Source organism: Rhodoglobus sp. G.S.23 (assembly GCF_056675935.1).
Genome location: NZ_CM155237.1, coordinates 1363553 through 1387022, shown reverse-complemented (window position 1 = coordinate 1387022; position 23470 = coordinate 1363553). Strand labels below are relative to the sequence as shown.

Here is a 23470-nt window from a genome sequence, read left to right as displayed (position 1 = left end):
GATCGACACCAACGCAAGGAACCCAGTGGTAAAAGCATCTTCTTCCGAAAGCAACCCAACTCCCGAGACTCCGGCTGACCACGAAAGTGTCGCCGGAAAGGGACGCCCGACCCCCACGCGCAAAGAGCGAGAAGCGGCCAATCTGCGCCCGCTCGTCTCCGATGACCGCAAGGAAGCACGCCGCCAGGCGCGCTCGCAATTGCAGGCAGAGCGCGAACGTGCGCGTGTCGGCATGGCAAATGGTGAAGAAAAGTACCTGCCAATTCGAGACCGCGGACCTCAGAAGCGGTTCGTACGCGACTATGTTGACGCACGCTTTAGCGTTGGTGAGTTGCTGGTTCCCGCGATGTTCGTGGTCATCATCTTGACCCTCTTGCCTCAGCCGGAAGTTCAAGTTTTCGGACTATTCGCGCTGTGGGGATTCTTCATCGTGGCTGCGCTCGACGCGATCCTTCTCGGACTCCGCCTGCGCCGTAAAATCGCCGAGAAGTTCGGCGAATCGCGCGCGGAAAAAGTTCGCTGGTACGCCGCGATGCGCTCACTTCAATTGCGGATCATGCGACTGCCCAAGCCGCAGGTCAAGCGCGGACAGTTCCCGAGCTAACTGTCGAGACCATCGAGCAGGACGTCCGACACTTGTGGTCTGGCGTCACTTGGCGCGATCAGCGCGCAAGAGCGTTGTGAGCCGTCGATTGATTGTTCGCGCCCAGAACGGGCCGCGATAGATAAATCCGGTATAACCCTGAACAAGAGTTGCGCCCTCTCGCAGCCGCTCAGCGACATCCTCAGCGGTCTCAACGCCACCGACGGAGATCACACAGAACTCGGCAGGAACCACGGCGCGAATGATCCGCAACAGTTCAAGTGACCGTGCAGCGACAGGTTTACCTGACACTCCCCCAGCGCCAGCGGCCTCAACGATGTCTGGCGCTGTAGTCAGCCCCTCGCGGGAGAGCGTCGTGTTCGTCGCGATAATGCCGTCAAGCTCCTCAACCGCTAATCGCGCAATTGCTGCAGCTTCGTCATCCGTTACGTCTGGAGCAATCTTGACCAGCACCGGGGTGCGGCCGGCTGCAGACTTAACTGCGGTCAGCAACGGCTTCAGTTTGTCGATTTCTTGGAGGCCGCGGAGCCCTGGAGTGTTTGGCGAACTCACGTTGACGACCAAATAGTCGGCATGTGGTGCCAACGAGCGCGCACTCGTGAGGTAGTCAGACACAGCGTCCTCGACGGCGACTACTCGCGATTTTCCAATGTTTATGCCGATCACCGGTCGGCCTTCTCGCTGGCGTGCGCGATCAATAACCAGAGCTGCCTTTGCGGCACCAGCGTTGTTGAACCCCATGCGGTTAATCACACCGCGGTCCGCGACCAGGCGAAAGAGTCGGGGTTTAGGGTTTCCTGGTTGAGGCAGAGCCGTGATCGTGCCGACCTCGACATGACTAAAGCCGAGCTGGCCCAGACCAGAGATGCCAACGCCCGACTTATCGAAGCCCGCAGCGACACCGAAGGGTGAATCAAATGTGAGCCCGAGTGTCTCTACTCGGAGAATTGGATCTGGGATGCGATGAAACAGGCGTCCGATCCCCGTAGCGGAAAGCAGCCGAATCACCGTAAAGGCGAGAGCATGGGCGAACTCAGGGTCGAGCCGTTTGAGAACGGTCCGGAAAAAGAACTCATACATAGACAGTGGTGCTCTCAGCGATAGAAGACAGTGGTCAACAACGGGGCCAAGCTAGGGTGTGGTGCCGTGGTCCAGACGCAGTTGGTTGATGGCATCATCAAAGTCGTCAAGCGAATCGAAAGCTTGGTAGACACTGGCGAAACGTAAATAGGCAACCTCATCGAGGTCTCGCAGCGGCGAAAGAATGGCTAGGCCGATTTCGTTGGCATCGATTTGGGCGGCACCGGTTGCACGAATGGACTCTTCGACCTTCTGCGCAAGAACAGCAAGGTCACCGTCAGTAACCGGTCTACCTTGGCAAGCTTTACGCACACCACTGACGATCTTTTCGCGGCTGAACGACTCGACTACACCGTTTCGCTTGATGACGTTGAGCGATGCGGTTTCGGTTGTCGAAAATCGTCGCCCGCACTCGGGGCACTGTCGACGTCGGCGAATCGAGAGGCCGTCATCGCTGGTGCGAGAATCGACAACCCTGCTATCGGGATGCCTACAAAAAGGGCAATACATAGTGTGTCAAGCGTACCTGTTTAGTGATCCGAGAAACGTGCACTCACAGCGGCACCGTGCGCCGGAAGGTCCTCTGCCGTGCTCAAAGCAACAATGTGCGGCTCGAGAGCACGCAGCGCATCATGGCTATAGCGAATAACCTGTTGCGGGCGCAGGAACGTGTAGGCGCCGAGACCCGACGAGAACCGCGACTGTCCACCGGTAGGGAGCACGTGATTCGATCCCGCCAGATAGTCTCCCAGGCTCACCGGAGACTGTGCACCCAAGAAAATGGCACCGGCGTTATCGATCATGTCGAGAACGGCGCCAGACTCTTCAGTCTGAATTTCTAAATGCTCGGGGCCATAGGCATTGCTGAGCGCAGCGGCAGAGGCCATGTCATTCACCAGAACAATCGCGGACTGCTGGCCATCGAGGGCGATACCGGCGCGCACCGAATGCGACGTTGCGGCTAGCTGCTTCGAGAGCTCGATACGTACAGCATCCGCAAGTTCTTCTGAATCGGTCACCAGAACCGCAGCGGCGAGTTCATCGTGCTCCGCTTGGCTCAATAAGTCAGCCGCGACAAGACGCGGGTTTGCTTCCGAATCAGCAATGATCAAAATTTCGGTCGGACCGGCCTCAGAGTCGATGCCGACGATGCCCCGAACCGCACGCTTTGCTGCAGCTACATAGACATTTCCTGGCCCGGTAATAATGTCTACGGGATCGAGCCCCAAATCCGGGATTCCGTAAGCGAAAGCGCCAATGGCTCCCGCGCCGCCCATTGCGTAAACTTCGTCGACGCCGAGCAAGCCTGCGGCGCCCAGGATGGTTGGATGAACCGCTCCTCCGAAAAGCCGCTGTGGAGGCGACGCCAAGGCAACGGAAGAAACACCGGCCACCTGTGCTGGCACAACATTCATGATGACGCTCGATGGGTAGACCGCTTTACCGCCAGGCACATAAAGCCCGACGCGATTTACGGGTTGCCAGCGCTGAACGATTTCAGCGCCATCCCCCAGCTCGGTCATGATTGCAGGCGGAATTTGAGCCTTACTTGCAGTGCGAACTCGGTCAATGGCAAGTTCAAGAGCTTCACGCACGGCGGGCTCGAGCGCGCGCATCGCTCGCGTAATCTCATCCGCGTGAATTCGCACACGGTCGGGCCGCACACGATCGAGGCGTTCGGCTTGGTCAAGTAGAGCTTGCTCGCCCCGCTCCCGAACATCGTCAATGAGTTGGACAGCTGCTGCGGAGGCAACAGAAACATCCATCTGAGCACGAGGGATGACACGGGCAAGTTCGGCGCGGCTCAGTGTGGCGGCGCGAAGATCGATTGTATTCAGCGACATGGCCTCCCCATGTTAGTTCGTTCTGTGCTCGGAATTCTTTGAGGCAGATTAGGCTTGATAAGAAGACATGGATAATTCAGCAGCAGCAGACGGAATCGACGCTTTCAAAAGCGCGTTTAGGCGCCACGCCGCAGGCGTAGCGGTGGTCACCTCAGTCGCCCCCGATGGTCACCCGGTGGGATTCACGGCGACTTCTCTCGCGTCGCTGGCGGCTGTTCCCCCGCTTGCGACATTCAATATGGCGCAGGTATCAAGTTCGTGGCCGGCCATAACGGTGGGAAACCTGGTGGCTATTCATATGCTTGGCCCACGAAGTCGCCATCTTGCCGAGCGTATGGCTGCCGACCATGACCTCCGATTTGAGGGAGATCATTGGCACGCAGATCCCAACGGATTGCCTCTTCTCGATGGTGCAACAGCGATTGCCATTGGTCGCATCGTTGATGTGCATCCAGTGCACAACAACGCAATCGTCGTTGTCGAAATCGATCACGGCATTTTGGGCGACGAAGACGAAGCCTTGTTGTACCACGAGCGCACCTACATGCGCCCCCACGCCCTCGACGACTAGAGCGGTAACTGCCGCCTAACTGCGAGAGGCCATCCGTCGCTCCCCTAGCCCAAGCAGCCAGGGCCGAGGAGCGTCTTGAGCTCACCGTAAAGATCGGCAGAGACCTTCACCCGGTAGGGCACTTCAAAGATTCGCCCAACATCGCCGCGAACCAGTCGCAATCGCACTTCGACATCGCCGGCGTGACGAATGAGTACATCGCCGAGTCCGGCGACCACATCGGTGGTTGCACGCTGTTCATTGATCGACACGACGATAGGTCCAGATCCCAAGCTGGGTCCGAGCTCCGGCGAGAACATACTCACCGCGTGCAAATTCATTCCATCGTCTCGGGCACTGGCGCGCCCCCGGACGACAACAATGGAGTCGTTGACGAGACCTGGTGCAAACTCCTGATAGGTCTTGCCCAAGAACATAACGCTGATTTCGCCACCAAAGTCTTCGACAGTGACAATCCCGTACTGGTTTCCGCTATTGCGCGCTACACGGTGCTGCACGCTAGTGACCAGTCCTGCGATCGAAACGTGCTCGCCGTCGGCAACCACGTCGCCAGAGAGGACCTCTGTGATGGTGGCATCTTGATGCTTCGCAAGCTGCAGCTCAAGGCCAGAGAGCGGATGATCGGAAACGTAGAGACCCAACATCTCGCGCTCGAAAGCCAACTTGTCTCGCTTCGACCACTCTGGTCGCTCGGGCACACCATCGTCTTCCTCATTGAAGTCAAAGTTTCCGCCGAAAAGATCGACTTGACCGTTGGCTTCGTTCCGCTTGAGGCTCACGGCTGAATCGCACGCGTCTTCATGAATTTCGAGGAGTCCACGACGGGTTGCTCCGAGAGAGTCGAATGCACCCGATTTGATCAGAGATTCGACGGTGCGCTTGTTAGCGACCTGAATGGAAACCTTGCGCAAATAGTCATGGAATGACTCGAAACGGCCCTTTTCGGTGCGTGCGCGAACAATCTGTTCGACTACTGCGGCACCGACGTTTCGCACAGCACCGAGACCGAAACGGATGTCTCCGGCAACGGCAGTGAAGTTCACCGTCGACTCATTCACATCCGGAGCGAGAACTTTAATTCCCATGCGACGACATTCACTCAGATACATCCCGAGTTTGTCTTTCGAGTCGCCAACGCTCGTGAGCAACGCCGCCATGTACTCCGCAGGATAATTTGCTTTGAGGTAGGCGGTCCAATAGCTGAGCACGCCATAGCCGGCACTGTGCGCCTTGTTGAAGGCGTAGTCGGCGAATGGCATGAGCGTTTCCCAGAGCACCTTGACGGCCTCTTTACTGAAACCGTTCTCGAGCATGCCAGATTCGAACCCGATGAACTGTTTGTCGAGTTCCTCTTTCTTCTTCTTGCCCATCGCGCGACGCAAAACGTCGGCTTGGCCAAGCGTGAAGCCAGCAACCTTTTGAGCAACCGACATCACTTGCTCTTGGTAAACGATCAACCCGAAAGTGGTGCCAAGGATTTCTTTTAGCGGCTCTTCGAGTTCGGGGTGGATCGCATCAATCTCTTCCAAGCCGTTCTTGCGCAACGCGTACTTGGTGTGAGAGTTCATGCCCATGGGGCCCGGCCGATACAAAGCGATAACAGCCGAAATGTCTTCGAAGTTCGTAGGTTTGAGCTGCTTGAGGAGCGCACGCATTGGCCCGCCATCCAACTGGAACACGCCAAGTGTGTCGCCGCGCGCAAGCAAGTCGTAGGTCTTCTGGTCGGCATCCAGATCAAGATCTTCGATAACGAGCGGCGAACCGGTATTTGCCCGGATCATCGTGAGCGCGTCTTCGATAACCGTGAGGTTTCGCAGTCCGAGGAAGTCCATCTTGATGAGCCCGAGGCTCTCCAAGGGCGGCTGATCGAACTGGGTGATGATTGCGCCATCGTCTTCACGGCGCATGATGGGAAGCACATCGAGCAAGGGCTCGGCCGAGAGCACGACTCCGGCAGCGTGCACGCCCCACTGGCGTTTCAATCCCTCGAGTCCGACAGCTGTTTCGAACACTTTTGCTGCTTCGGCGTCAGTGTCGACGATTCCGCGGATATCTGCGGCCTCTTTGTACCGTGCCGCATCTTTATTGCGCACGTCATGAAGTGAGATGTCCTTGCCCATGATCGCTGGCGGCATTGCCTTGGTCAGCTTTTCGCCGACCGAATACGGCATGCCGAGCACGCGCGCAGAGTCCTTCAGCGCTTGCTTAGCCTTAATCGTGCCGTAGGTGACGATTTGGGCGACTCGATCGTCACCATATTTGTCGGTGACATAGCGGATAACTTCACCACGTCGCCGATCATCGAAGTCGACGTCCACATCGGGCATTGATACACGTTCTGGGTTCAAAAACCGCTCGAAGATGAGCCCGTGTGCGAGTGGATCTAACTCGGTAATTCCAACGGCATACGATGCCATGGAGCCAGCAGCCGATCCACGACCTGGGCCTACTCGAATGCCCTGAGCTTTCGCCCATTCGATGAAGTCGGCGACCACGAGGAAGTAACCGGGGAAGCCCATCTGCTGAATAACATCAACTTCGTACTTAGCCTGAGCCAGGTGCGCGTCAGATGGCGCATTATTGAAGCGCTTATTCATTCCCTTGGCGACTTCTTTTTCGAACCAGGTCGCTTCGGTCTCCCCCTCGGGAACAGGGAATCGTGGCATGAGATCGCGACCCTCAAAGTTGACTTCGCAACGCTCGGCGATCAGAAGAGTGTTGTCGCACGCCTCGGGATGCTCACGAAAGAGTGAACGCATTTCCGCTGCCGATTTGAGATAGAACTCGTTGGAATCAAACTTGAATCGGTTGGGGTCATCGAGAGTGGATGCTGACTGCACGCACAGCAGCGCCGCGTGCGCGGTGGCATCGTGCGCGTGCGTGTAGTGCAGGTCGTTGGTGGCAAGAAGCGGCATGTCGAGCTCTTTGGCAAGCTTGATGAGATCGAGTATCGTGCGACGCTCGATATCGATTCCGTGATCCATGATTTCGGCGAAGAAGTTTTCTTTGCCGAAGATGTCTTGGAATTCCGCAGCAGCTTGCCGTGCCTCGTCATAGAGACCAAGGCGGAGCTTGGTCTGCACTTCTCCACCGACGCAACCGGTGGTCGCGATGATGCCCTTGGAGTACTGACTGAGTAGCTCACGATCCATGCGGGGTTTGAAGTAAAAACCCTCGATCGACGCCTTCGAAGACATGCGGAAGAGGTTGTGCATCCCCTCGTTGTTTTGAGAAAGCAACGTCATGTGGGTATACGCACCGCTACCACCGACGTCATCCCGAGTCTGGTGGCTACCGCCCCAACGCACTCGAGTTTTGTCGCCGCGAGCCGTTCCTGGCGTTATGTAGGCCTCGGTACCGATGATCGGCTTGATGCCGCGGGCAGTCGCAGACTGCCAGAAATCGTAGGCACCAAACATGTTGCCATGGTCGGTGATCGCAATCGCCGGCATGCCCTGTTCAACAGCAGCATCAAGGAGGGGGCCCACGCGCGCAGCACCATCGAGCATCGAATACTCGCTGTGAACGTGCAAGTGCACAAACGAGTCGTTATTAGCAGCCACAGACACTCCGAATTCTTTCGAAATCCAGCCTAAGCCAGCACCCCAAACAGACTCTAACTGACGCGCCCTAGTCGGCCCGAAGCACCTCAAGTGCAGCCTGAAGGTCGGCCGGATATGGCGACTCAAACAAGACTTGTTCACCGGTTGCCGGATGCGCGAAACCTAGTTTGTGGGCATGTAACCATTGGCGGTTAAGGCCGAGTCTCGCCGAGATAGTCGGGTCTGCTCCATACATGCTGTCACCAACACATGGATGACGCTGAGCCGCCATGTGTACCCGGATCTGATGGGTGCGCCCGGTTTCCAGGTGCACCTCGACTAGCGCTGCCGAGGGAAAAGCTTCAAGAGTTTCATAGTGGGTTATGGAGTCTTTTCCTCCAGCCACAACGGCAAACTTCCAGCTTGACCCCGGATGACGGCCGATCGGAGCATCGATTGTGCCCGATAGAGGGTCAGGATGTCCTTGAACGATCGAGTGATACACCTTGGTCACTTCGCGATCGTGGAACGCGCGCTTCAGTTCGGTGTACGCGAGCTCTGATTTTGCCACAACCATGAGTCCGCTTGTTCCCGCGTCGAGGCGGTGCACGACGCCGGCGCGTTCTGCTGCACCAGAGGTCGAAATCCGGTAGCCAGCACCGGCAAGCGCACCGAGTACCGTCACACCGTCCCACCCGATTGATGGGTGGGCCGCAATGCCTGCAGGCTTATCTACGACCACGATGTGATCATCGTCGTAGACGATGCTCATCGTGTCGAGAATGACGGGCACGATCTGCGGCTCGGTCTTAGAGACCCAGGAGATTTCGATCCAGGCGCCAGCGGAGAGTCGATCCGACTTTCCCACTTCAACCCCATCAATCGTTACTCCGCCCGATGCGGCAACTTCTGCGGCAAAGGTACGTGAGAAACCAAGGAGCTTGGCTAGGGCTGCGTCGACGCGCTGCCCCGCAAGACCTTCAGGAACCGGCATACTACGGGTTTCCACTACTGCTCCTTGATTTCTTACTGATCTTTATTGATTTCTTGCTGATCTTTATTTCGGATGCTGCACTGCAGTCAGTTTTTCGACACGAGCGCAAACATAGCAAAAGCCGCCAACAGCGGCGGAGCCGAAGCTCTCACCGACTGTTGACGGCTTGTGCGAAAAACTAGCTGCCGGAGAATCCGGTGAAGCTTGCCGGAGGCTGCTGTGCCGACTGGGGCGCAGCGAAGTCTTCGGGTGAGAGGTGACCTGCTGGCTGGGCAACTGGAGCGGCGTCCTGTTGAGCAGAGTCCTGAGCCGGGGCCCCTGCGGAGACGAGACTTGCAGAATCGAGTTCGTGGAGCTGGTCCTCGATGTAGCTCTTCAACTTCTCGCGGTATTCGCGCTCGAAGTTTTGGAGCGACTCGATACGGCTCTCAATTGCTTGACGCTCCTGATCGAGCGAACCAACGATAGCTTCACGCTCCTTTTCGAGGGAGCCGATCTGCTCACGCTGTTTGGCTTCTGCGTCGGCAACGATTTCCGCAGCGGATGCTTTACCTTCGGCGATGAGAGCATCGCGCTTGGCGATACCGTCACGAACGTGCTCTTCGTGCAAACGACGTGCGAGTTGAAGCAAGTTGTTTGTGCTGCTGGCGTCGTCGAGAGCAGATGTGGCTGGCTCTGGGGCCAACGCAGCAGGTTCTGCAACCGATGGAGCGCTTTCTATCGCTGCGGGTGAAGCGGCAGCAACAGGTGCTGGCACAGCAGGAGCACTGCCCGCCGCCTGCTGAAGCTCACTTGAACGGGACTCGGCAGCGGTCAAACGCTGGCGGAGTTCGTCGTTCTCTTGATTAAGTCGGCGCAACTCAACGACAACTTCGTCGAGAAAATCATCGACGTCATCTTGGTCGTATCCCTCTCGGAATTTTGTTGATTCAAACCGCTTGTTGACTACGTCTTCTGGAGTCAAAGCCATTGCCGCCACCTCTAAAACTTTCTTTCAACGTATACACAACGTTCAACGTTCGCGTCACATCGTAATGACGAAACCTGATTAGTTGCCGCATGCTCTCCGATAAGAGTACATCGGCACTTGCTAGATCTAAAAGCCCCGCAAAATGGAGGTCAGAATAATGCACGCCAGCATCACGAGCATCCATGACAGATCGAGCGCTCCATTGCCGATGCGAATCATCGGTACGACCTTGCGAACAGCCTTGATCGGAGGATCGGTAATGGTGAACACAAACTCGGAAAGAACGAGGCCGACTCCGCTTGGACGCCACCCTCGCGCAAACACCACGACGAGATCGAGAATGAACCGAGCCCACATCGCAAGCATAAAAAGATTAATGGCGTAGATAGCCACCGTGGCAACAATAGAAACCGGATTCACCCTTCTAGGTTACCGGTCGAAATTGTTGCTGCTGCGCAGAGTGTCTACTGAGCGAAGAATGAGGCGTCGACGTCTGACTCGACCTCGGCCTGCTCGCCGCTGACCGCAACGTGTGCTGGCGAGAGGAGGAAGACCTTGCTCGTTACTCGCTCGATTTTGCCGTAGAGACCCTGTGAGAGTCCGCTAGCGAAGTCAACCAGGCGGCGGGCATCCGGCTCACTCATTTGCGACAGGTTGATGATGACCGGGATGCCTTCGCGGAAGTTCTCAGCGATGAGCTGTGCATCCTTGTACTGGCGCGGGTGCACCGTCAAAATCTCGTTCATCTCTGCCTCCGCAGTGCTGGGCGCAGCGCGACGCAACGGGGTAACCGGCGCGCGGTTAGAGCTCGTTGGGGCTGGTGCTGCTGCAACAGGGGCAACCGGCGCGGCTGGTCCCTGCTCGTACTCGTAGTCTTCATCGGCGAGGCCGAGGTAGACCATTGTCTTGCGCAGTGGGTTGGCCATGATAATCCTCCGAATGGTGAAGCTTCTGCTTCGAGATTAACCATGGTCGGGTCGTTTTCCCGTGATTGCCGTGCCAATACGTAGGTGTGTCGCGCCCTCGGAGATTGCTTCTTCAAAATCGCCTGACATTCCCATCGAGAGCGCTCGAGCGGTTGGGTGCTGAGCCCCCAGGCGCTCCGAGAGTGCCCTCAGGGCGGCGAATGCTGGCCTCGGGTCTGCGTCAAGCGGGGCAACCCCCATGAGGCCTCTCAGCTCGATTCCCGCGGCATTTGCCACGCGATCGACGAAACCATCGAGTTCACTGGGAATCACTCCACCGCGGCCCGGATCGTCAGTGAGATTCACTTGCACGAAGACGTCGAGGGGGACGACCGCATCTTCGCTGGCGAGTGCCGTGATGAGGGAATCGCGATCGACAGAATGAATCGCCTGACAGTAGGCGCGAACTTGACGCGCCTTCTTGCTCTGCAACTGGCCGACGAAGCTCCAGCGTGCGTCAAGGTCAGCGAGCTCGGCCACCTTGGGCTGCGCCTCCTGGTGCCGGCTCTCTCCGAAATCGCGAACCCCAAGTGCATGCAACTCTCGCACCATACTCGCGGGATGAAACTTGGTGATGACGATTCGCGTAATCGACGAGAGATCGCGTGATGCAGCGTGTGCGGCATCCGCGATCCGCTCGTCGATTTCTGCGAGTCGAGTGGCTAACGGTGTTTGGTCAGCCATCGTTCCTACTTCAAGAAGTCAGGAACGTCGAGATCGTTGTCGTTCTCAGCGTCGTCGTCAAAACTACGGTCGATCGTGGCCGCGGGGACGACACTCGGCTGCGACTTCCAGTCGGTGTCTTTCTCGGCCGACTTTTCTGCGGCAGAGATGTGCTCCGCTGGCGCTTCAGGAACGACGTAGTTCGTGCGGCGCCCCTCGACAGGCTTAGCCGATGGCTCTCCCCCGTCAAAACCCGCAGCGATAACGGTGACGCGCACTTCATCGCCGAGAGTGTCGTCGATTACGGCACCGAAAATGATGTTCGCTTCTGGATGCACAGCCTCTTGCACGAGGCGTGCCGCATCGTTGATCTCGAAAATTCCGAGGTTCGATCCGCCCTGAATCGACAAAAGCACACCGTGTGCTCCATCGATGCTGGCTTCAAGCAGCGGGGATGCCACTGCAAGCTCAGCCGCTTTTATGGCCCGGTCGGCCCCGCGTGAAGAACCGATTCCCATCAGCGCAGAACCCGCGCCCTGCATCACTGACTTGACGTCAGCGAAGTCCAGGTTAATGAGACCCGGTGTCGTGATGAGGTCGGTGATGCCTTGAACACCGGCAAGGAGTACCTGGTCGGCGGTCGTAAAGGCTTCAAGCATGCTGATGCCACGATCGCTGATCTCGAGGAGACGATCGTTGGGCACGACGATGAGGGTGTCGACCTCGTTTTTGAGGGTTTCAACGCCAATTTCTGCCTGCGACGAACGGCGCTTGCCCTCAAAGCCGAATGGCTTCGTGACGACACCGATAGTGAGTGCGCCGATCGACTTGGCGATTCTTGCAACTACGGGTGCGCCACCGGTTCCGGTTCCGCCACCCTCACCTGCTGTAACGAACACCATGTCGGCGCCAGCAAGCGCTTCTTCGATTTCTTCTGCGTGGTCCTCTGCAGCACGTCGACCAACCTCTGGATCGGCTCCTGCACCGAGTCCACGAGTCAGTTCGCGACCGACGTCTAGCTTGACGTCGGCGTCGCTCATAAGCAGTGCTTGGGCGTCGGTATTGATCGCAATGAACTCGACGCCTCGCAGGCCGAGCTCGATCATTCGGTTGACGGCGTTAACTCCGCCGCCACCGATGCCGACTACCTTGATGACTGCGAGGTAGTTCTGGTTTGATGTCACGTTCGGCCTCCACTGGAAACTATCAACCTCGACTTGAGGTTTAAAGTTATGCTCAGTATGTATTTCTTTTGTTGAGAATATGCGGACACAGAGCAACAAAGATGCACCGCTTACCGCGTGTCGGAAAGTGTTCGAACAATTAGCAGAAATTGCCGCAAAAGGCCCCGAGAAACCAAGCGAATCTGCGGCCCAGCTGGTGCACGACTCCTAATGAATCCGCGCTGATGGTGACCTCACGCCCACCTCTCGAACGGCTAGCTCGGTCGGAAGATTCCGTTGCTCGGAGCAGAGACGTCGAACTCGCCCGCCCGTCCAGCATCCGTGATCGAAATCAGAGATGCCAAGAGCACGGCCTTCTTAGCTGAATCACCGGCACTCCCCCAGACAACTCGTTGCCCAACACCAGCAAGCACAAAGGACACATCATCTTTCGTCGTTGCCGATGCACTAGTGACTTGCGCCCTCAGATCAAGCGGGAGCGAGAGCAGAACTTCAGTGACGGCAGCAAAGGCCGGACTTGAGGTGTCCGCTCCCCCGGTATCGATGAGGGGAACCCCCTCGATGCGCTCAGCAGATTCCTGAATAGTGATGCCCGCAGGATCAACCATGCGAAAAACGCCGTCAACGCTGATCGAACCGATCGGTTCGCGCTCGACAATATGAACGAGAAGCGTGTCGGGAGGAACAATCTCGGTGACGTAGCTACGAATCAGCGGAAACACTGAAAGCTCTTTAGTGATGGCATCAAAGTCGAGTAGCGCTAGAGGGGTACCCTCTTGCGTCTCGACTGCAGTCTGGATTTCCGCCGGGTCAATACGGTTGGTGCCATCAACCACGACAGTGCGGAGCGCCAGAATCGGCGAGAACACTGCCACCGCGATGAGACCAAGAAGGGTGGCGACGATTCCAGCGACCGAAAGAAGCACAAATTTGCGAGTGCGTGCTCGCCGAGTGAAACGGCGCAGCTCGGCTCGCTCGGCCCTCTTTCGCGCTCGCGCAGCCTGGCGAAGTTGCTTCTTTGCCAGAGCATCCGGACTTGGCTCACGGCCGTGCAGCTTAGGGCGCGGCGCTCGTTCGATTCGAGGAGAAGAAGGCCGTTCTCGGCTGGGTGCCTGTGACGCCTGTGACGCCAGTGACGCCTGTGATGGCTTCGTCGCGCCGGCCGCGCCGGTGGGATTGCGAACTTGCGGAGTGGCGCTAGGGGATTTTTTGGGCGTGGCCGCGTTTGCCTTCGACTGTTGCGCCGGAGTTCCCCGTTTGCGCCGCGGTTTTGCGCTCGACGTCGTCGACTCCGGAGAAGGCTTATCGAAACCCTCAGGCCTCTTCACTCGGCACCTGATCTGCCACAGACGGCGTCCGGTCGTCTGACGACCGATGATCGCCTATTGCCGCGATAAGCTGCGGAATAATCCGATAAACGTCACCACAACTGAGAGTCATCACGATGTCTCCCTCAACGGCCAATTCAGCTACGCGCTCTGCCGCCAATTGCCAATCCGGGACAAAATCAACACGACTCGAATCCGCGAATTTTGACGAAACTAACTCGCCAGTGACACCTGGGATCGGATCTTCGCGAGCCCCGAAAACGTCAAGCACGACGGTATGGTCAGCAAGTCGCTCATAAACTTCGGCAAACTCATTCGCCATGTCGCGCGTGCGGCTGAACAAATGGGGTTGATGAACGGCAATGAGCTTGCCGCTACCCAGCACGCTCCGCGCTCCGCTGAGCGCTGCTTCGACCTCCGTGGGGTGATGGGCGTAGTCGTCGTAGACACTGACGCCATCCACAACAGCATGCAGTTCGAAACGTCGTTGAGTTCCCGCAAACGTAGACACCGCATCAATCGCGGCCCCGAGTTCGAAACCGAGCCCGACAAGCACAGCGATGGCGCCTGTCGCATTCACCGCATTGTGACGACCAGGAACAGACAACTGCACGCGCTCTTCGCGACCGTCGACGACGATAGTGAACGCGACGGGCCCCTCATCGGTCAACGAGTGCATGCGAATGGTGGCGTCGGCCGCTTCACCAAACGTGACGATGTTCTTGTGGGCCAACCGTTGTGTGACCCTGATCGCGCCCGCATCATCACTCGACACCACAACAGCCTCGGTCGCACGAGACGCAAATGTCACAAACGCATCATCAAAAGCTTCATGTGAGCCATAGTGATCCAAGTGATCAGCATCAACGTTAGTAATCAACGCAATCGCCGTTGAGTACAGCAAAAATGAGCCGTCAGATTCGTCGGCTTCCACGACAAAGAGATTGTCTGTTCCCAGACCAGAACTCGCGTCAAGGCCCTGAATAACACCGCCGTTGACAAAGCTGGGGGAAGCGCCAAGTTCGCGAAGACCAGTAATGATCATTCCCGTTGATGTTGTTTTGCCGTGCGCCCCAGCAACAGCAACAAGGCGAGTATCACCAATCAGCCACGCCAAAGCTTGAGAGCGGTGCAATACCGGAATCCCGCGCTCGATAGCCGAAAGGTACTCCGGATTATCTGGCCACAACGCACCCGTGTAGACCAAGGCATCCGCATCGCCCAGATGACGGGCATCGTGGCCAATATGGATCGTCGCGCCCTCGGACCTCAACGCGTCGATATTCGCGTTTGTCGCACGGTCAGATCCGGTAACAGTGATTCCCGCATCCAAAAACAATTGAGCAATACCGCTCATGCCCGCGCCACCAATACCCACAAAGTGGGCAGAGGTCAGCGCACCGGGCAACGGCATGGTCAAATCGGGAAAGATCATGATGTCAATGGTAGATCGCGACCGAGCGCCCGATCGACGAGTTCGAGCATCCGATCAGTTCCATCGAGTGAACCAATGGTCGATGCTCGCGCCGCCATGTCTGCGATGAGAGCCCGCTTGCGCAGCATGGGCACCAATTCACTCGTCACCCAACGATTCGTGAATTGGGAGTCCGCGACCACAACAGCAGCCCCCGCATCTACAGCTGTGCGGGCGTTGAACTTTTGCTCGCCGTTTCCGACCGGGTACGGAACATAGATGGCGGGGATTCCCAGGCCGGTCAATTCCGCGACAGTCGATGTCCCCGCGCGAGCAATTGCCAAGTCGGCCGCGGCCAAAGCCAACTCCATCCGATCGCAATACTTCACGACGACATAGCCAGGAAGTCGCGGATCCTCAACAACGTCCCGGTACTCGCCGGTGATATGGAGAACCTGCCATCCCGCACCCAGTATTCGAGTCACCGAAGCAGCAACAGTGTCGTTGAGACGCTTAGCACCGGACGAACCGCCAGTAACGAGCAGCGTGGCTTTGTGCGGGTCGAGTCCGAAAAAATCATCAGCTTCGGCGCGAGCTGCAAAACGGTTTAGCGACTCAATCTCAGCGCGAAGCGGCATCCCGACCACGACACCGCCCCGGATAGGGGTTCGGTCGAACGCCGTACCCACAAAGGGCGTGAAAAACGAACCGAGGCGGTTGGCCATGCCCGGCCTGCTGTTGGCCTCGTGAATGACAAGCGGAATCTTTGCCTTACGGGCCCCTAAATATGCCGGGGCCGCAACATAACCGCCGAAGCCAACAACGACGTCCACACCGCGCTCGGTTATGAGCTCAGCGACATGATCGATAGTTTCGCGCAGCCGACGGGGAAAATCCAGAGCAGCCCTATTCGGCCGACGCGGGAATGGAAGCTTGTCGATTGTCAGGAGTTCGAAACCGCGCTCAGGGACTAGCCGAGCCTCAAGACCTTCCTCAGTGCCGAGCACGAGAACTTCAGCCTTCGGTTCGCGAACACGAATTCGTTCCGCTACCGCAAGGAGCGGATTCACATGGCCCGCTGTGCCGCCGCCAGCAAGTAAATAGGTGGTCATCGGCGTCCTCGTGCTCGATCGGCTGCGAGCATGCGTGAGCGATCAGCAGCAGTCTGGGTTGGCGGCGTTGGGGCCGGGGTGGTGCGCGGCTCAGGCTTGTTACCTGCTCGAGCAAATGACAGCACGATTCCGATCGCCAGAAGCGTCGCGATCAAGGCTGAGCCACCGGTTGAGATCAGGGGCAACGGGACGCCGAGAACGGGAAGCACTCCCAGCACCACAGCAAAGTTGACGAAGGCCTGACCGACCGTCCACACCATTACTCCGGCGGTAGCAATCCGCACAAAGCTGTCGTTTGTCGAACGAATGATCCTGATGAAAGCAATCGCCAGCACCACAAAAAGAAGGAGAACTACGGTCGCACCGATGAGTCCAAGTTCTTCACCAATAATGGCGAAGATATAGTCATTGTCCGCGTGCGGAAGCCAACCACGTTTAGCAACCGAATTGCCAAGACCGGTGCCAAAAATTCCACCGCCAGCAAGAGCCCAATACGCGTGGTCAATTTGCCAGCATGCATCCTGATAGTCGAGATCGGTGCATCCGTTGAGCCAAACTCCAATGCGCGAGCTTCGGGAACTGCTCGTACCGGCGAAGAGCAGCGCACCCACAGCCACTCCCAAAACGCCAACGGCGAGGAATCGCAGGCGGACCCCGGCAAAGAAGAAGCAGCCGAACACGATGAGCAGCATGATCGATGCTGTTCCCAAGTCGTTGCCGATCAGAACGAAACCGATTGCCGCACCCGCAACCGGCCCTACCGGTAGGAGCACATGACGCCAATCGGTGAGCAGATCCTGCTTCGTTGACAAGACCCAGGCAACCCAAATGATCACAGCAACTTTAACGAATTCCGAGGGTTGCGCCGTAAACGAGCCCAATCGGATCCAGTTCTGGTTTCCGCCATAGCCATAGCCGATACCAGGAACGAAGACGAGGAGCTGAAGTACCCCACCAAACACAAGACCGGGCCACGCCCAGCGTTTCCAAAAGCCAACAGGCGCCCGGGAAGAAATCAGCATGAGTGGCACACCGATGAGGGCAAACATTCCTTGACGCAGGAAGCGACCAAAGAACCCTTCGTCTGCGGTGAAAGACTCCACCGAAGACGAGGACAGAACCATTACTAGCCCGAAAATCACCAGAAAGAGTGTTGTGCCGAGCAGGAGGAAAAAGTTGCTCGACTGCGCGGAAAAAATGCGTTTCACGGGTACGCGAGCGGAGACTGGCGCATCAGAGTCTTTACTGGCGGATGCAGTGCTGCCTTCGGATCCCACCGCTGCGCTTGGACGCGCGTAGGCTGCGGCAGCAGCAAGAGTGCGAGCGGCACGAGACGGTGATCCTGCTGCGGGAGTTTTTCGTTGTTGCGACTTCTGCTGGGGCGGAATCGGCGCAGCGCTACTCGGACGCTGGGGGCGCTGCGGGGGCGTCGGTGGTGTCATCGTCGCTCCCTCCTACTCGGTCACGCACAGCAGCGATAAATTGTTCGCCGCGATCGGTATAGCTGATGAATTGATCCATGGATGCCGCTGCCGGCGCCAGGAGAACGGTGTCACCATCGGTCGCGATTCCGTGCGCCATCTCAACGACGCGCGGCATCACGTGTTCAGTGTCAGTCGAGTCAACCTCGAAGACGGGAATCTGGGGCGCGTGTCGCGCGAATGCCGCGAGGATTGCCAGCCTGTCGGTGCCGATGATGATGGCCGCCTTGAGTCGTTTGGCGTGCTGGTTCACAAGCGGGGCGATATCCACGCCCTTGAGTAGTCCCCCGACAATCCACACCACGGACTCAACGGCGGAAAGCGACGCACTTGCCGCGTGCATGTTCGTTGCTTTGGAGTCGTTGATCCACGAGACTCCTCCGCTGATGAGAACAACCTCGTTGCGGTGAGCGTCGACCTGGAAACTAGCAACTCCTGCGCGAAGCGCTTCGATGCTGATACCCGCAGCCCTAGTAAGCGCGCTGGCTGCCAAAATGTTGGCGAGCATGTGAGGTGCCGCTAGGTTCCGTTGACGAAGTTCGTCAAGAGTGAAGAGCTCGACCGCAACATTGTGGCGGTCCTCATGGAACGCGCGTTCTGCGAGAAGATCGCTAACGATGCCGAAGTCGCTTGGCCCTGGGCTATCGAGGCCGAAGCCGATCGCTCGACATCCCTCAATGACGTCAGCTTCCTCCACCATCTCTTGAGTGGCAAGTACGGCACGGTTATAGACCGCGGCGATCTTGGTATTCGAATACACGGTTGCTTTCGCCTGAGCGTAGGCATCCCGTGAGCCGTGCCAATCAAGATGGTCATCGGCGAGGTTGAGACACACGCTTGCCAGTGGTGAGATCGCTCCAACACCGTGTCGTGGCATCCCGTGAAGTTGAAAACTCGAGAGTTCTACAACGAGGAAATCGAATCCGTCGGGATAGCGGATCGCGTCAAGTACCGGAATGCCGATATTTCCGACCGCGCCAGCCCTGAACCCGGCGGTCGACAGGATGTGAGCTGTTAATTGAGCCGTGGTTGTTTTGCCGTTCGTTCCCGTTATGGCGATCCACTCGGCGGGCGTTCCTGTCTTGTCTCGCAGCCGCCACGCAAGTTCGATCTCTGTCCACATGGGCACATCGGCAGTGCGACACCACTCGAGCAGTGGGTGATCAAGCGGATAGCCAGGCGACACGATAACCACGTCTGGCCGGTGCGAGGAGAGAGCTGAGACCTGAGTATGAGGCGATCCTCCGAGCGTGAGTGCTGCGCCAACTACCTTCGCCATTTCGACACGGTTTTCGGATGCCGTGTCTGCGATAACGAGCACGTCGGCTTTCAGTTCGGTGAGGGTATCCGCCGCGGAGAAACCGGTGGCTCCCAGACCGAGTACTGCGACCTTGAGGCCGCTCCATTCTGAGTTCCAGCTGGTGAGAGTTTCGAGATCGCGCACAGCTACTGGTTAATCCATTCGAGGTAGAAGAGGCCGACGCCGGCGGCAACGAAGAGGGCGGCGATTAGCCAGAAGCGCACGACGACCGTGACTTCTGCCCAGCCTTTGAGTTCAAAGTGATGGTGCAGCGGACTCATCAAGAAGATTCGTTTACCACCGGTGATCTTGAAGTACACCCGTTGAAGGATCACTGAACCGGTGACGATAAGGAAGAGGCCTCCGATGAGAACGAGCAGCAACTCGGTGCGACTCATGATGGCGAGCGCGGCAAGCGCACCGCCGAGTCCCAGCGAGCCGGTGTCGCCCATGAATACCTGAGCCGGGGAGGTGTTCCACCAAAGGAATCCGATGAGCGCTCCAGCGATTGCCGCAGCGATGATGGCGAGATCTAGTGGGTCACGAACGTCGTAGCACTTGTAGAGCACTTCGCGGTCGATTCCAATGTTGCTACATGACTGATTATTCTGCCAGAAGCCGATGACAATGTAGGAGGAGATCGCGAAGATTGCTGATCCAGTGGCGAGTCCATCGAGACCATCCGCTACGTTTACTCCGTTAGAAGCGCTCACGATGATGAGAGTCACCCAAATCGCGAACAATATCCCACCGGCGACGACGCCGAACGTCGCGAGATCCAGCCAAGTGATATCCCGAACTGCGGAAATCATTGTGGATGCCGGTGTGAGTCCTCCCGGATCAGGGAAGTTGAGCGCGAGAGCGGCAAAACCGGCTGCAACTATTACCTGTCCGGCCACTTTCGACCAACCGCCGAGTCCGAGACTGCGCTGCTTGCGGGTCTTCAAAAAGTCGTCGAGAAAACCGATCAGACCCAATCCGACCATGAGGTAGATCACGAGAAGACCCGAAAGCGTGACAGTTTCCTGGGCTACCCAGTGACCGACAAAGTAGCCGGCGGTCGAGCCAATGATGAAGACGATTCCGCCCATCGTGGGCGTTCCACGTTTGGTGTGGTGGCTCTCAGGACCATCGTCCCGAATGAATTGACCCCATTTGAGTCGCACAAATAGGCGAATGAACAGTGGCGTCAGCAGGAGGGTGAACATGAGCGAGAAACCCGCTGCTATGAGGAGGGCAATCATGCCGTTACACCCGCGATCCGGTCACCCAGGTGCCGAAGGCCAGCAGAGTTCGACGATTTCACCAGCACAACATCGCCCTCTCGCAGTTCTTCACGCAGCACAGCGTATGCCTCTTCGACGCTATCCACGAGTACCGACTCTCCATCCCACGAACCTTCGAGACCGGCAGCGTTGTGGATGTGGCGGGCGGCGTGGCCAACAACAATCAGCTTCTGCACGTTCAAGCGCACGATGAGTCGCCCGATGCGATCGTGTTCTTCGTTGGCATAGTCGCCTAACTCGGCAATCTCCCCAAGCACTGCGACGGATCTGTTTTTCGGGCCAACGACCTGCACGAGTGTCTTCAAAGCCGCCGCCATGGAATCGGGGCTCGCGTTGTAGGCGTCGTTGATCACGGTGATGCCACCGGGACCAGCGAGCAGTTCCATGCGCCAACGCTCGGCTCGTTCGATCGACTCAAGTGCGGTCGCTGAACTCTGAGGGTCAATGCCAAGGGCTCGCGCTGCTGTAATCGAAGCAAGGGCATTCGTGACGTGGTGTTCACCAAGGATCCGCAACTGCACCGGGATGGTGTCGTCACCGATATGAAGATCAAATGCGGTGCCGCGAGCGGTCGCCTCGATTTCGTCAGCCCAGACATCCGCGCTTGCGTCGAGCCCAAAGGAACTAACGGCAGCCTCGGTTAGCGCGCCCATCGCTTTAACTCGACCGTCGTCGTAGTTGAGAACGGCTGTTGCCTCCGGCGGCAGCCCGGTCACCATTTCGGACTTTGCGATGGCAGTCGTCGCCGCATCGCCAAACTTTCCGATGTGAGCAAGCCCAACTATGAGCACGATTCCGACGTCGGGCATCACGATCGATTGCAGTCGGGTGATGTCGCCGACACCGTCTGCACCCATTTCTACAACGAGGTACTTGGTTTCGTGCGTCACGCCAAGCATGGTGATCGGTGCACCAACGTCGTTGTTGAATGAGCCCTGAGGTGCAACAGTCTCACCCTGACGTTCGAGGATGCTCCGCAGCATGTTCTTCGTTGTGGTCTTGCCATTTGACCCTGTGACGGCAACAACCTTCAAATCTCCTTTAGCGCGAACGCGAGCGACGACAGTGCGGGCGAGTGCCTGGAGTGCGTGCACTCCGTTAGCGACAATGATCTGCGCGACATCCAGGTCAAGGGGGTATTCGGCAACGACCAGTTCAGCGCCGTTGGCAACCGCGCTGGCGGCAAAGAGGTGCCCGTCTGTTGTCTCTCCCCGAAGCGCAAAAAACACCGATCCCGCTGTGCTCAACCGCGAGTCCGTTTGCACGGCTACAGCCGGCAACTGACGGTCTCCGGTTGCCGAGTCAACAAGGGTTCCACCTACGGCGGTGGCAATCTCGGCGATAGTCAGTTCGATCACGTGGTGTGCTCCAGGTTGGGTGAACGCGCGGAAAACTTACCAGCGCAATGGCAGATCCGGTCCCGCAGTTCCCGACGGAGTAACACGGTAGGTGGTAAGCGTCTGGGCCATAATGTCTCGGAATGTCGATGCAATAGCGCCCGAATAGATGGTATCCGGGATACCGGCGGTCGCGATCACAACGTACTCAGGATTGTCTGCTGGAGCGATCCCAGCGTAGGAGATAACGACTTTGTCGCCATAGCCGCCGTTCTCGGCGACCTGCGCTGTTCCGCTCTTGACTGCTACTCGATATCCGGGAATCTGCAGGTTCGGAGCTGATCCGCTCGAGCTATAAACCATTTCCATCATCTGAAGAGTCTGCTCAGATGCTTCTTTCGAGATAACTCGAACTCCGTCGGCCGAAGGCGTATCCGTGACACTGCCGTCTGGCCAGTAGCAGCCTTCGACGATCGATGGTGGAATCCGAACGCCGTCGTTGCCGAGTGCCTGGTAAGCACTAGCCATCTGGATAGATGTCACGCTCAGACCCTGGCCGAATTGCACGGTGTAGTTGGTACGCGCATCCCAGTTATTCGCTTCGTACAGGGTGCCACTCGACTCACCGTTGAAATCGATACCCGTCTCTTCTCCGAGGCCGAATGCCTGCAAGTAGTCGTGGCGAGCCGAAGCCTTGAGCAAATCGGTGTACTGAGCGATTGCGGTGTTCGAGGACTCAACGAGTGCACCGGCGAGAGTCAGTCGCTGGTCGGCGTGATAAAACGAGTCACTAATGACGCCGCCACCATTGGCAAGCTCAAGTGCGTATGGCGAAACCACTTGCGTGCGTTGATTTGCCGCTCCGGAATCGATGAGCGATGCAGCGGTAAGGGCTTTCACCGTGGAACCTGGCTCGTAGGGGGTACTGAATGCACGGGAGCCGAGATCTCCCACATCAGAAAGGTTGACGTTGTTGGGGTCTACGGTCGGCCAATCACTTACCGCCATGAGGTGTCCGTCACTGACGCGCATGACCACTCCGGTTGCCCAAGTAGCACCAAGCGCTTCTGCTGTCTGCGCCATCCGCTGCTGCACATAGAACTGCAGATCTCGATCAATGGTCAGTTTGAGAGTGCCGCCGTCTTTTTGTTCGAGAATGTCTACCGAGCTACCTGGCAGCGCAACCCCATCTTCTCCACGGGCATAGCTCGCTTCGCCATCCTGGCTCGCTAGGCACTCATCCTCGGTCAGTTCGAGCCCCGCTTGCGCACCATCGGTACCGATGAACCCGACGAGATTGCCGGCAACTTCGCCGTTGGGGTAGCTACGGTCTGGGCGCAGTTCGTAGTACAGCCAAGCGATATCGAGTTTGGCTACCGCTTGGTACTGCTCGAGCGTGATTCCTTTTGCCAAATACTCGAAGTCGGAGTCCGGGTTCTCAAGGATCATCGTCAGCAACGCCGCGGGGTCTCCCCCAATCAGCTCGGTGATTTTGGTGAGATCTTCTAGAACGACGACAGACGCGTTCTCCCTTAAGAGAGTCACCCGCGGTGAGATCACAATGTCGAAGCGTTCGACGCTGTCGGCAAGAACGGCTCCGCGCGTGTCAACGATGTCTCCACGCGTTCCGTAGGTCACTCGGGTCAGCGTGCGTTTCGTATCTGCTTCTGCAGACAACGTCTCAGCTTGAACAACCTGAAGGTCTATGAGCCGGATCATGAAAACTGCGCTCAACGCGAGAATCGTAAAAACAACAAACGTGATTCTGGCACGTGTCGAGCGCGGCTTCATCGGT

General features: G+C 57.6%; 20 protein-coding genes. 2 read left to right on the top strand and 18 right to left on the bottom strand.

Annotation, left to right across the window (positions count from 1 at the left end; translation table 11 throughout):
• Positions 1 to 25 precede the first annotated feature (25 nt).
• Positions 26 to 604: a DUF3043 domain-containing protein gene (locus AC1ENN_RS06645; protein WP_449646585.1), complete on the top strand. Its 579-nt coding sequence runs from the start codon at positions 26 to 28 to the stop codon at positions 602 to 604.
• Between the two features lie 45 nt (positions 605 to 649).
• Here AC1ENN_RS06645 and AC1ENN_RS06640 read toward each other — a convergent pair whose 3' ends face one another.
• Genes AC1ENN_RS06640 through hisD form a run of 3 tightly spaced genes read right to left on the bottom strand, consistent with a single transcriptional unit; the run spans position 650 to position 3528 of the window.
• On the bottom strand, positions 650 to 1684 hold the full coding sequence (locus AC1ENN_RS06640; protein ID WP_480406900.1) for a quinone-dependent dihydroorotate dehydrogenase: 1035 nt from the start codon (positions 1682 to 1684) through the stop codon (positions 650 to 652).
• Between the two features lie 51 nt (positions 1685 to 1735).
• Entirely contained in the window at positions 1736 to 2194 is a 459-nt protein-coding gene (gene nrdR, locus AC1ENN_RS06635) for a transcriptional regulator NrdR (protein WP_449646583.1), read from the bottom strand.
• 20 nt (positions 2195 to 2214) lie between these two features.
• The gene (gene hisD, locus AC1ENN_RS06630; protein ID WP_480406899.1) at positions 2215 to 3528 is read right to left on the bottom strand and encodes a histidinol dehydrogenase; all 1314 of its coding nucleotides are present in this window, start codon (positions 3526 to 3528) and stop codon (positions 2215 to 2217) included.
• 67 nt (positions 3529 to 3595) lie between these two features.
• Between hisD and AC1ENN_RS06625 the strand changes: the two genes are divergently transcribed.
• Positions 3596 to 4099: a flavin reductase family protein gene (locus AC1ENN_RS06625; RefSeq protein WP_449646581.1), complete on the top strand. Its 504-nt coding sequence runs from the start codon at positions 3596 to 3598 to the stop codon at positions 4097 to 4099.
• A 44-nt stretch (positions 4100 to 4143) separates the two neighbouring features.
• Here AC1ENN_RS06625 and dnaE read toward each other — a convergent pair whose 3' ends face one another.
• From dnaE to AC1ENN_RS06550, 15 genes are all read right to left on the bottom strand, one after another.
• Entirely contained in the window at positions 4144 to 7662 is a 3519-nt protein-coding gene (gene dnaE, locus AC1ENN_RS06620; protein ID WP_480406898.1) for a DNA polymerase III subunit alpha, read from the bottom strand.
• 67 nt (positions 7663 to 7729) lie between these two features.
• Complete coding sequence (locus tag AC1ENN_RS06615; RefSeq protein WP_449646579.1) at positions 7730 to 8650, bottom strand: RluA family pseudouridine synthase; 921 nt, start codon at positions 8648 to 8650, stop codon at positions 7730 to 7732.
• A gap of 163 nt (positions 8651 to 8813) precedes the next feature.
• Positions 8814 to 9605 carry a DivIVA domain-containing protein gene (locus AC1ENN_RS06610; protein WP_449646578.1) on the bottom strand — a complete coding sequence of 264 codons (792 nt, stop codon included), beginning with the start codon at positions 9603 to 9605 and terminating at the stop codon, positions 8814 to 8816.
• A gap of 126 nt (positions 9606 to 9731) precedes the next feature.
• A complete protein-coding gene (locus tag AC1ENN_RS06605; RefSeq protein WP_449646577.1) occupies positions 9732 to 10025 on the bottom strand; it encodes a YggT family protein in 294 nt (97 codons plus the stop codon).
• Between the two features lie 44 nt (positions 10026 to 10069).
• Positions 10070 to 10531: a cell division protein SepF gene (locus AC1ENN_RS06600; protein ID WP_449646576.1), complete on the bottom strand. Its 462-nt coding sequence runs from the start codon at positions 10529 to 10531 to the stop codon at positions 10070 to 10072.
• Between the two features lie 36 nt (positions 10532 to 10567).
• On the bottom strand, positions 10568 to 11254 hold the full coding sequence (locus AC1ENN_RS06595) for a YggS family pyridoxal phosphate-dependent enzyme (protein ID WP_449646575.1): 687 nt from the start codon (positions 11252 to 11254) through the stop codon (positions 10568 to 10570).
• Between the two features lie 5 nt (positions 11255 to 11259).
• A complete protein-coding gene (ftsZ, locus tag AC1ENN_RS06590) occupies positions 11260 to 12417 on the bottom strand; it encodes a cell division protein FtsZ (RefSeq protein ID WP_449646574.1) in 1158 nt (385 codons plus the stop codon).
• Between the two features lie 254 nt (positions 12418 to 12671).
• Complete coding sequence (locus tag AC1ENN_RS06585; RefSeq protein WP_480406897.1) at positions 12672 to 13745, bottom strand: FtsQ-type POTRA domain-containing protein; 1074 nt, start codon at positions 13743 to 13745, stop codon at positions 12672 to 12674.
• A complete protein-coding gene (murC, locus tag AC1ENN_RS06580; protein WP_480406896.1) occupies positions 13732 to 15180 on the bottom strand; it encodes a UDP-N-acetylmuramate--L-alanine ligase in 1449 nt (482 codons plus the stop codon). Before murC ends, AC1ENN_RS06585 begins: the two co-directional genes overlap by 14 nt.
• A complete protein-coding gene (locus tag AC1ENN_RS06575) occupies positions 15177 to 16271 on the bottom strand; it encodes a UDP-N-acetylglucosamine--N-acetylmuramyl-(pentapeptide) pyrophosphoryl-undecaprenol N-acetylglucosamine transferase (RefSeq protein WP_480406895.1) in 1095 nt (364 codons plus the stop codon). The genes murC and AC1ENN_RS06575 overlap by 4 nt, the downstream gene beginning before the upstream one ends.
• Positions 16268 to 17713 (bottom strand): putative lipid II flippase FtsW, encoded by a 1446-nt coding sequence (gene ftsW / locus AC1ENN_RS06570; RefSeq protein WP_480406894.1) that lies wholly within the window; start codon positions 17711 to 17713, stop codon positions 16268 to 16270. The genes AC1ENN_RS06575 and ftsW overlap by 4 nt, the downstream gene beginning before the upstream one ends.
• Positions 17670 to 19196 carry a UDP-N-acetylmuramoyl-L-alanine--D-glutamate ligase gene (murD, locus tag AC1ENN_RS06565; RefSeq protein WP_449646569.1) on the bottom strand — a complete coding sequence of 509 codons (1527 nt, stop codon included), beginning with the start codon at positions 19194 to 19196 and terminating at the stop codon, positions 17670 to 17672. The genes ftsW and murD overlap by 44 nt, the downstream gene beginning before the upstream one ends.
• Positions 19197 to 19198: 2 nt before the next feature.
• Positions 19199 to 20296: a phospho-N-acetylmuramoyl-pentapeptide-transferase gene (mraY, locus tag AC1ENN_RS06560; protein ID WP_449646568.1), complete on the bottom strand. Its 1098-nt coding sequence runs from the start codon at positions 20294 to 20296 to the stop codon at positions 19199 to 19201.
• Positions 20293 to 21696: a UDP-N-acetylmuramoyl-tripeptide--D-alanyl-D-alanine ligase gene (locus tag AC1ENN_RS06555; protein ID WP_480392102.1), complete on the bottom strand. Its 1404-nt coding sequence runs from the start codon at positions 21694 to 21696 to the stop codon at positions 20293 to 20295. Before AC1ENN_RS06555 ends, mraY begins: the two co-directional genes overlap by 4 nt.
• A 36-nt stretch (positions 21697 to 21732) precedes the next feature.
• Positions 21733 to 23466, bottom strand: coding sequence for a peptidoglycan D,D-transpeptidase FtsI family protein (locus AC1ENN_RS06550; protein ID WP_480406893.1), 1734 nt, complete (start codon positions 23464 to 23466; stop codon positions 21733 to 21735).
• Positions 23467 to 23470 lie beyond the last annotated feature (4 nt).

Excerpts from the sequence above, each read along its gene's own strand:
- murC (WP_480406896.1), bottom strand. The coding sequence starts at position 15,180 with ATGATCTTTCCCGATTTGACCATGCCGTTGCCCGGTGCGCTGACCTCT.
- AC1ENN_RS06600 (WP_449646576.1), bottom strand. The coding sequence starts at position 10,531 with ATGGCCAACCCACTGCGCAAGACAATGGTCTACCTCGGCCTCGCCGAT.
- AC1ENN_RS06575 (WP_480406895.1), bottom strand. The coding sequence starts at position 16,271 with ATGACCACCTATTTACTTGCTGGCGGCGGCACAGCGGGCCATGTGAAT.
- hisD (WP_480406899.1), bottom strand. The coding sequence starts at position 3,528 with ATGTCGCTGAATACAATCGATCTTCGCGCCGCCACACTGAGCCGCGCC.
- AC1ENN_RS06640 (WP_480406900.1), bottom strand. The coding sequence starts at position 1,684 with ATGTATGAGTTCTTTTTCCGGACCGTTCTCAAACGGCTCGACCCTGAG.
- mraY (WP_449646568.1), bottom strand. The coding sequence starts at position 20,296 with ATGATTGCCCTCCTCATAGCAGCGGGTTTCTCGCTCATGTTCACCCTC.
- AC1ENN_RS06550 (WP_480406893.1), bottom strand. The coding sequence starts at position 23,466 with ATGAAGCCGCGCTCGACACGTGCCAGAATCACGTTTGTTGTTTTTACG.
- AC1ENN_RS06610 (WP_449646578.1), bottom strand. The coding sequence starts at position 9,605 with ATGGCTTTGACTCCAGAAGACGTAGTCAACAAGCGGTTTGAATCAACA.
- AC1ENN_RS06595 (WP_449646575.1), bottom strand. The coding sequence starts at position 11,254 with ATGGCTGACCAAACACCGTTAGCCACTCGACTCGCAGAAATCGACGAG.
- nrdR (WP_449646583.1), bottom strand. The coding sequence starts at position 2,194 with ATGTATTGCCCTTTTTGTAGGCATCCCGATAGCAGGGTTGTCGATTCT.
- ftsW (WP_480406894.1), bottom strand. The coding sequence starts at position 17,713 with ATGACACCACCGACGCCCCCGCAGCGCCCCCAGCGTCCGAGTAGCGCT.
- AC1ENN_RS06625 (WP_449646581.1), top strand. The coding sequence starts at position 3,596 with ATGGATAATTCAGCAGCAGCAGACGGAATCGACGCTTTCAAAAGCGCG.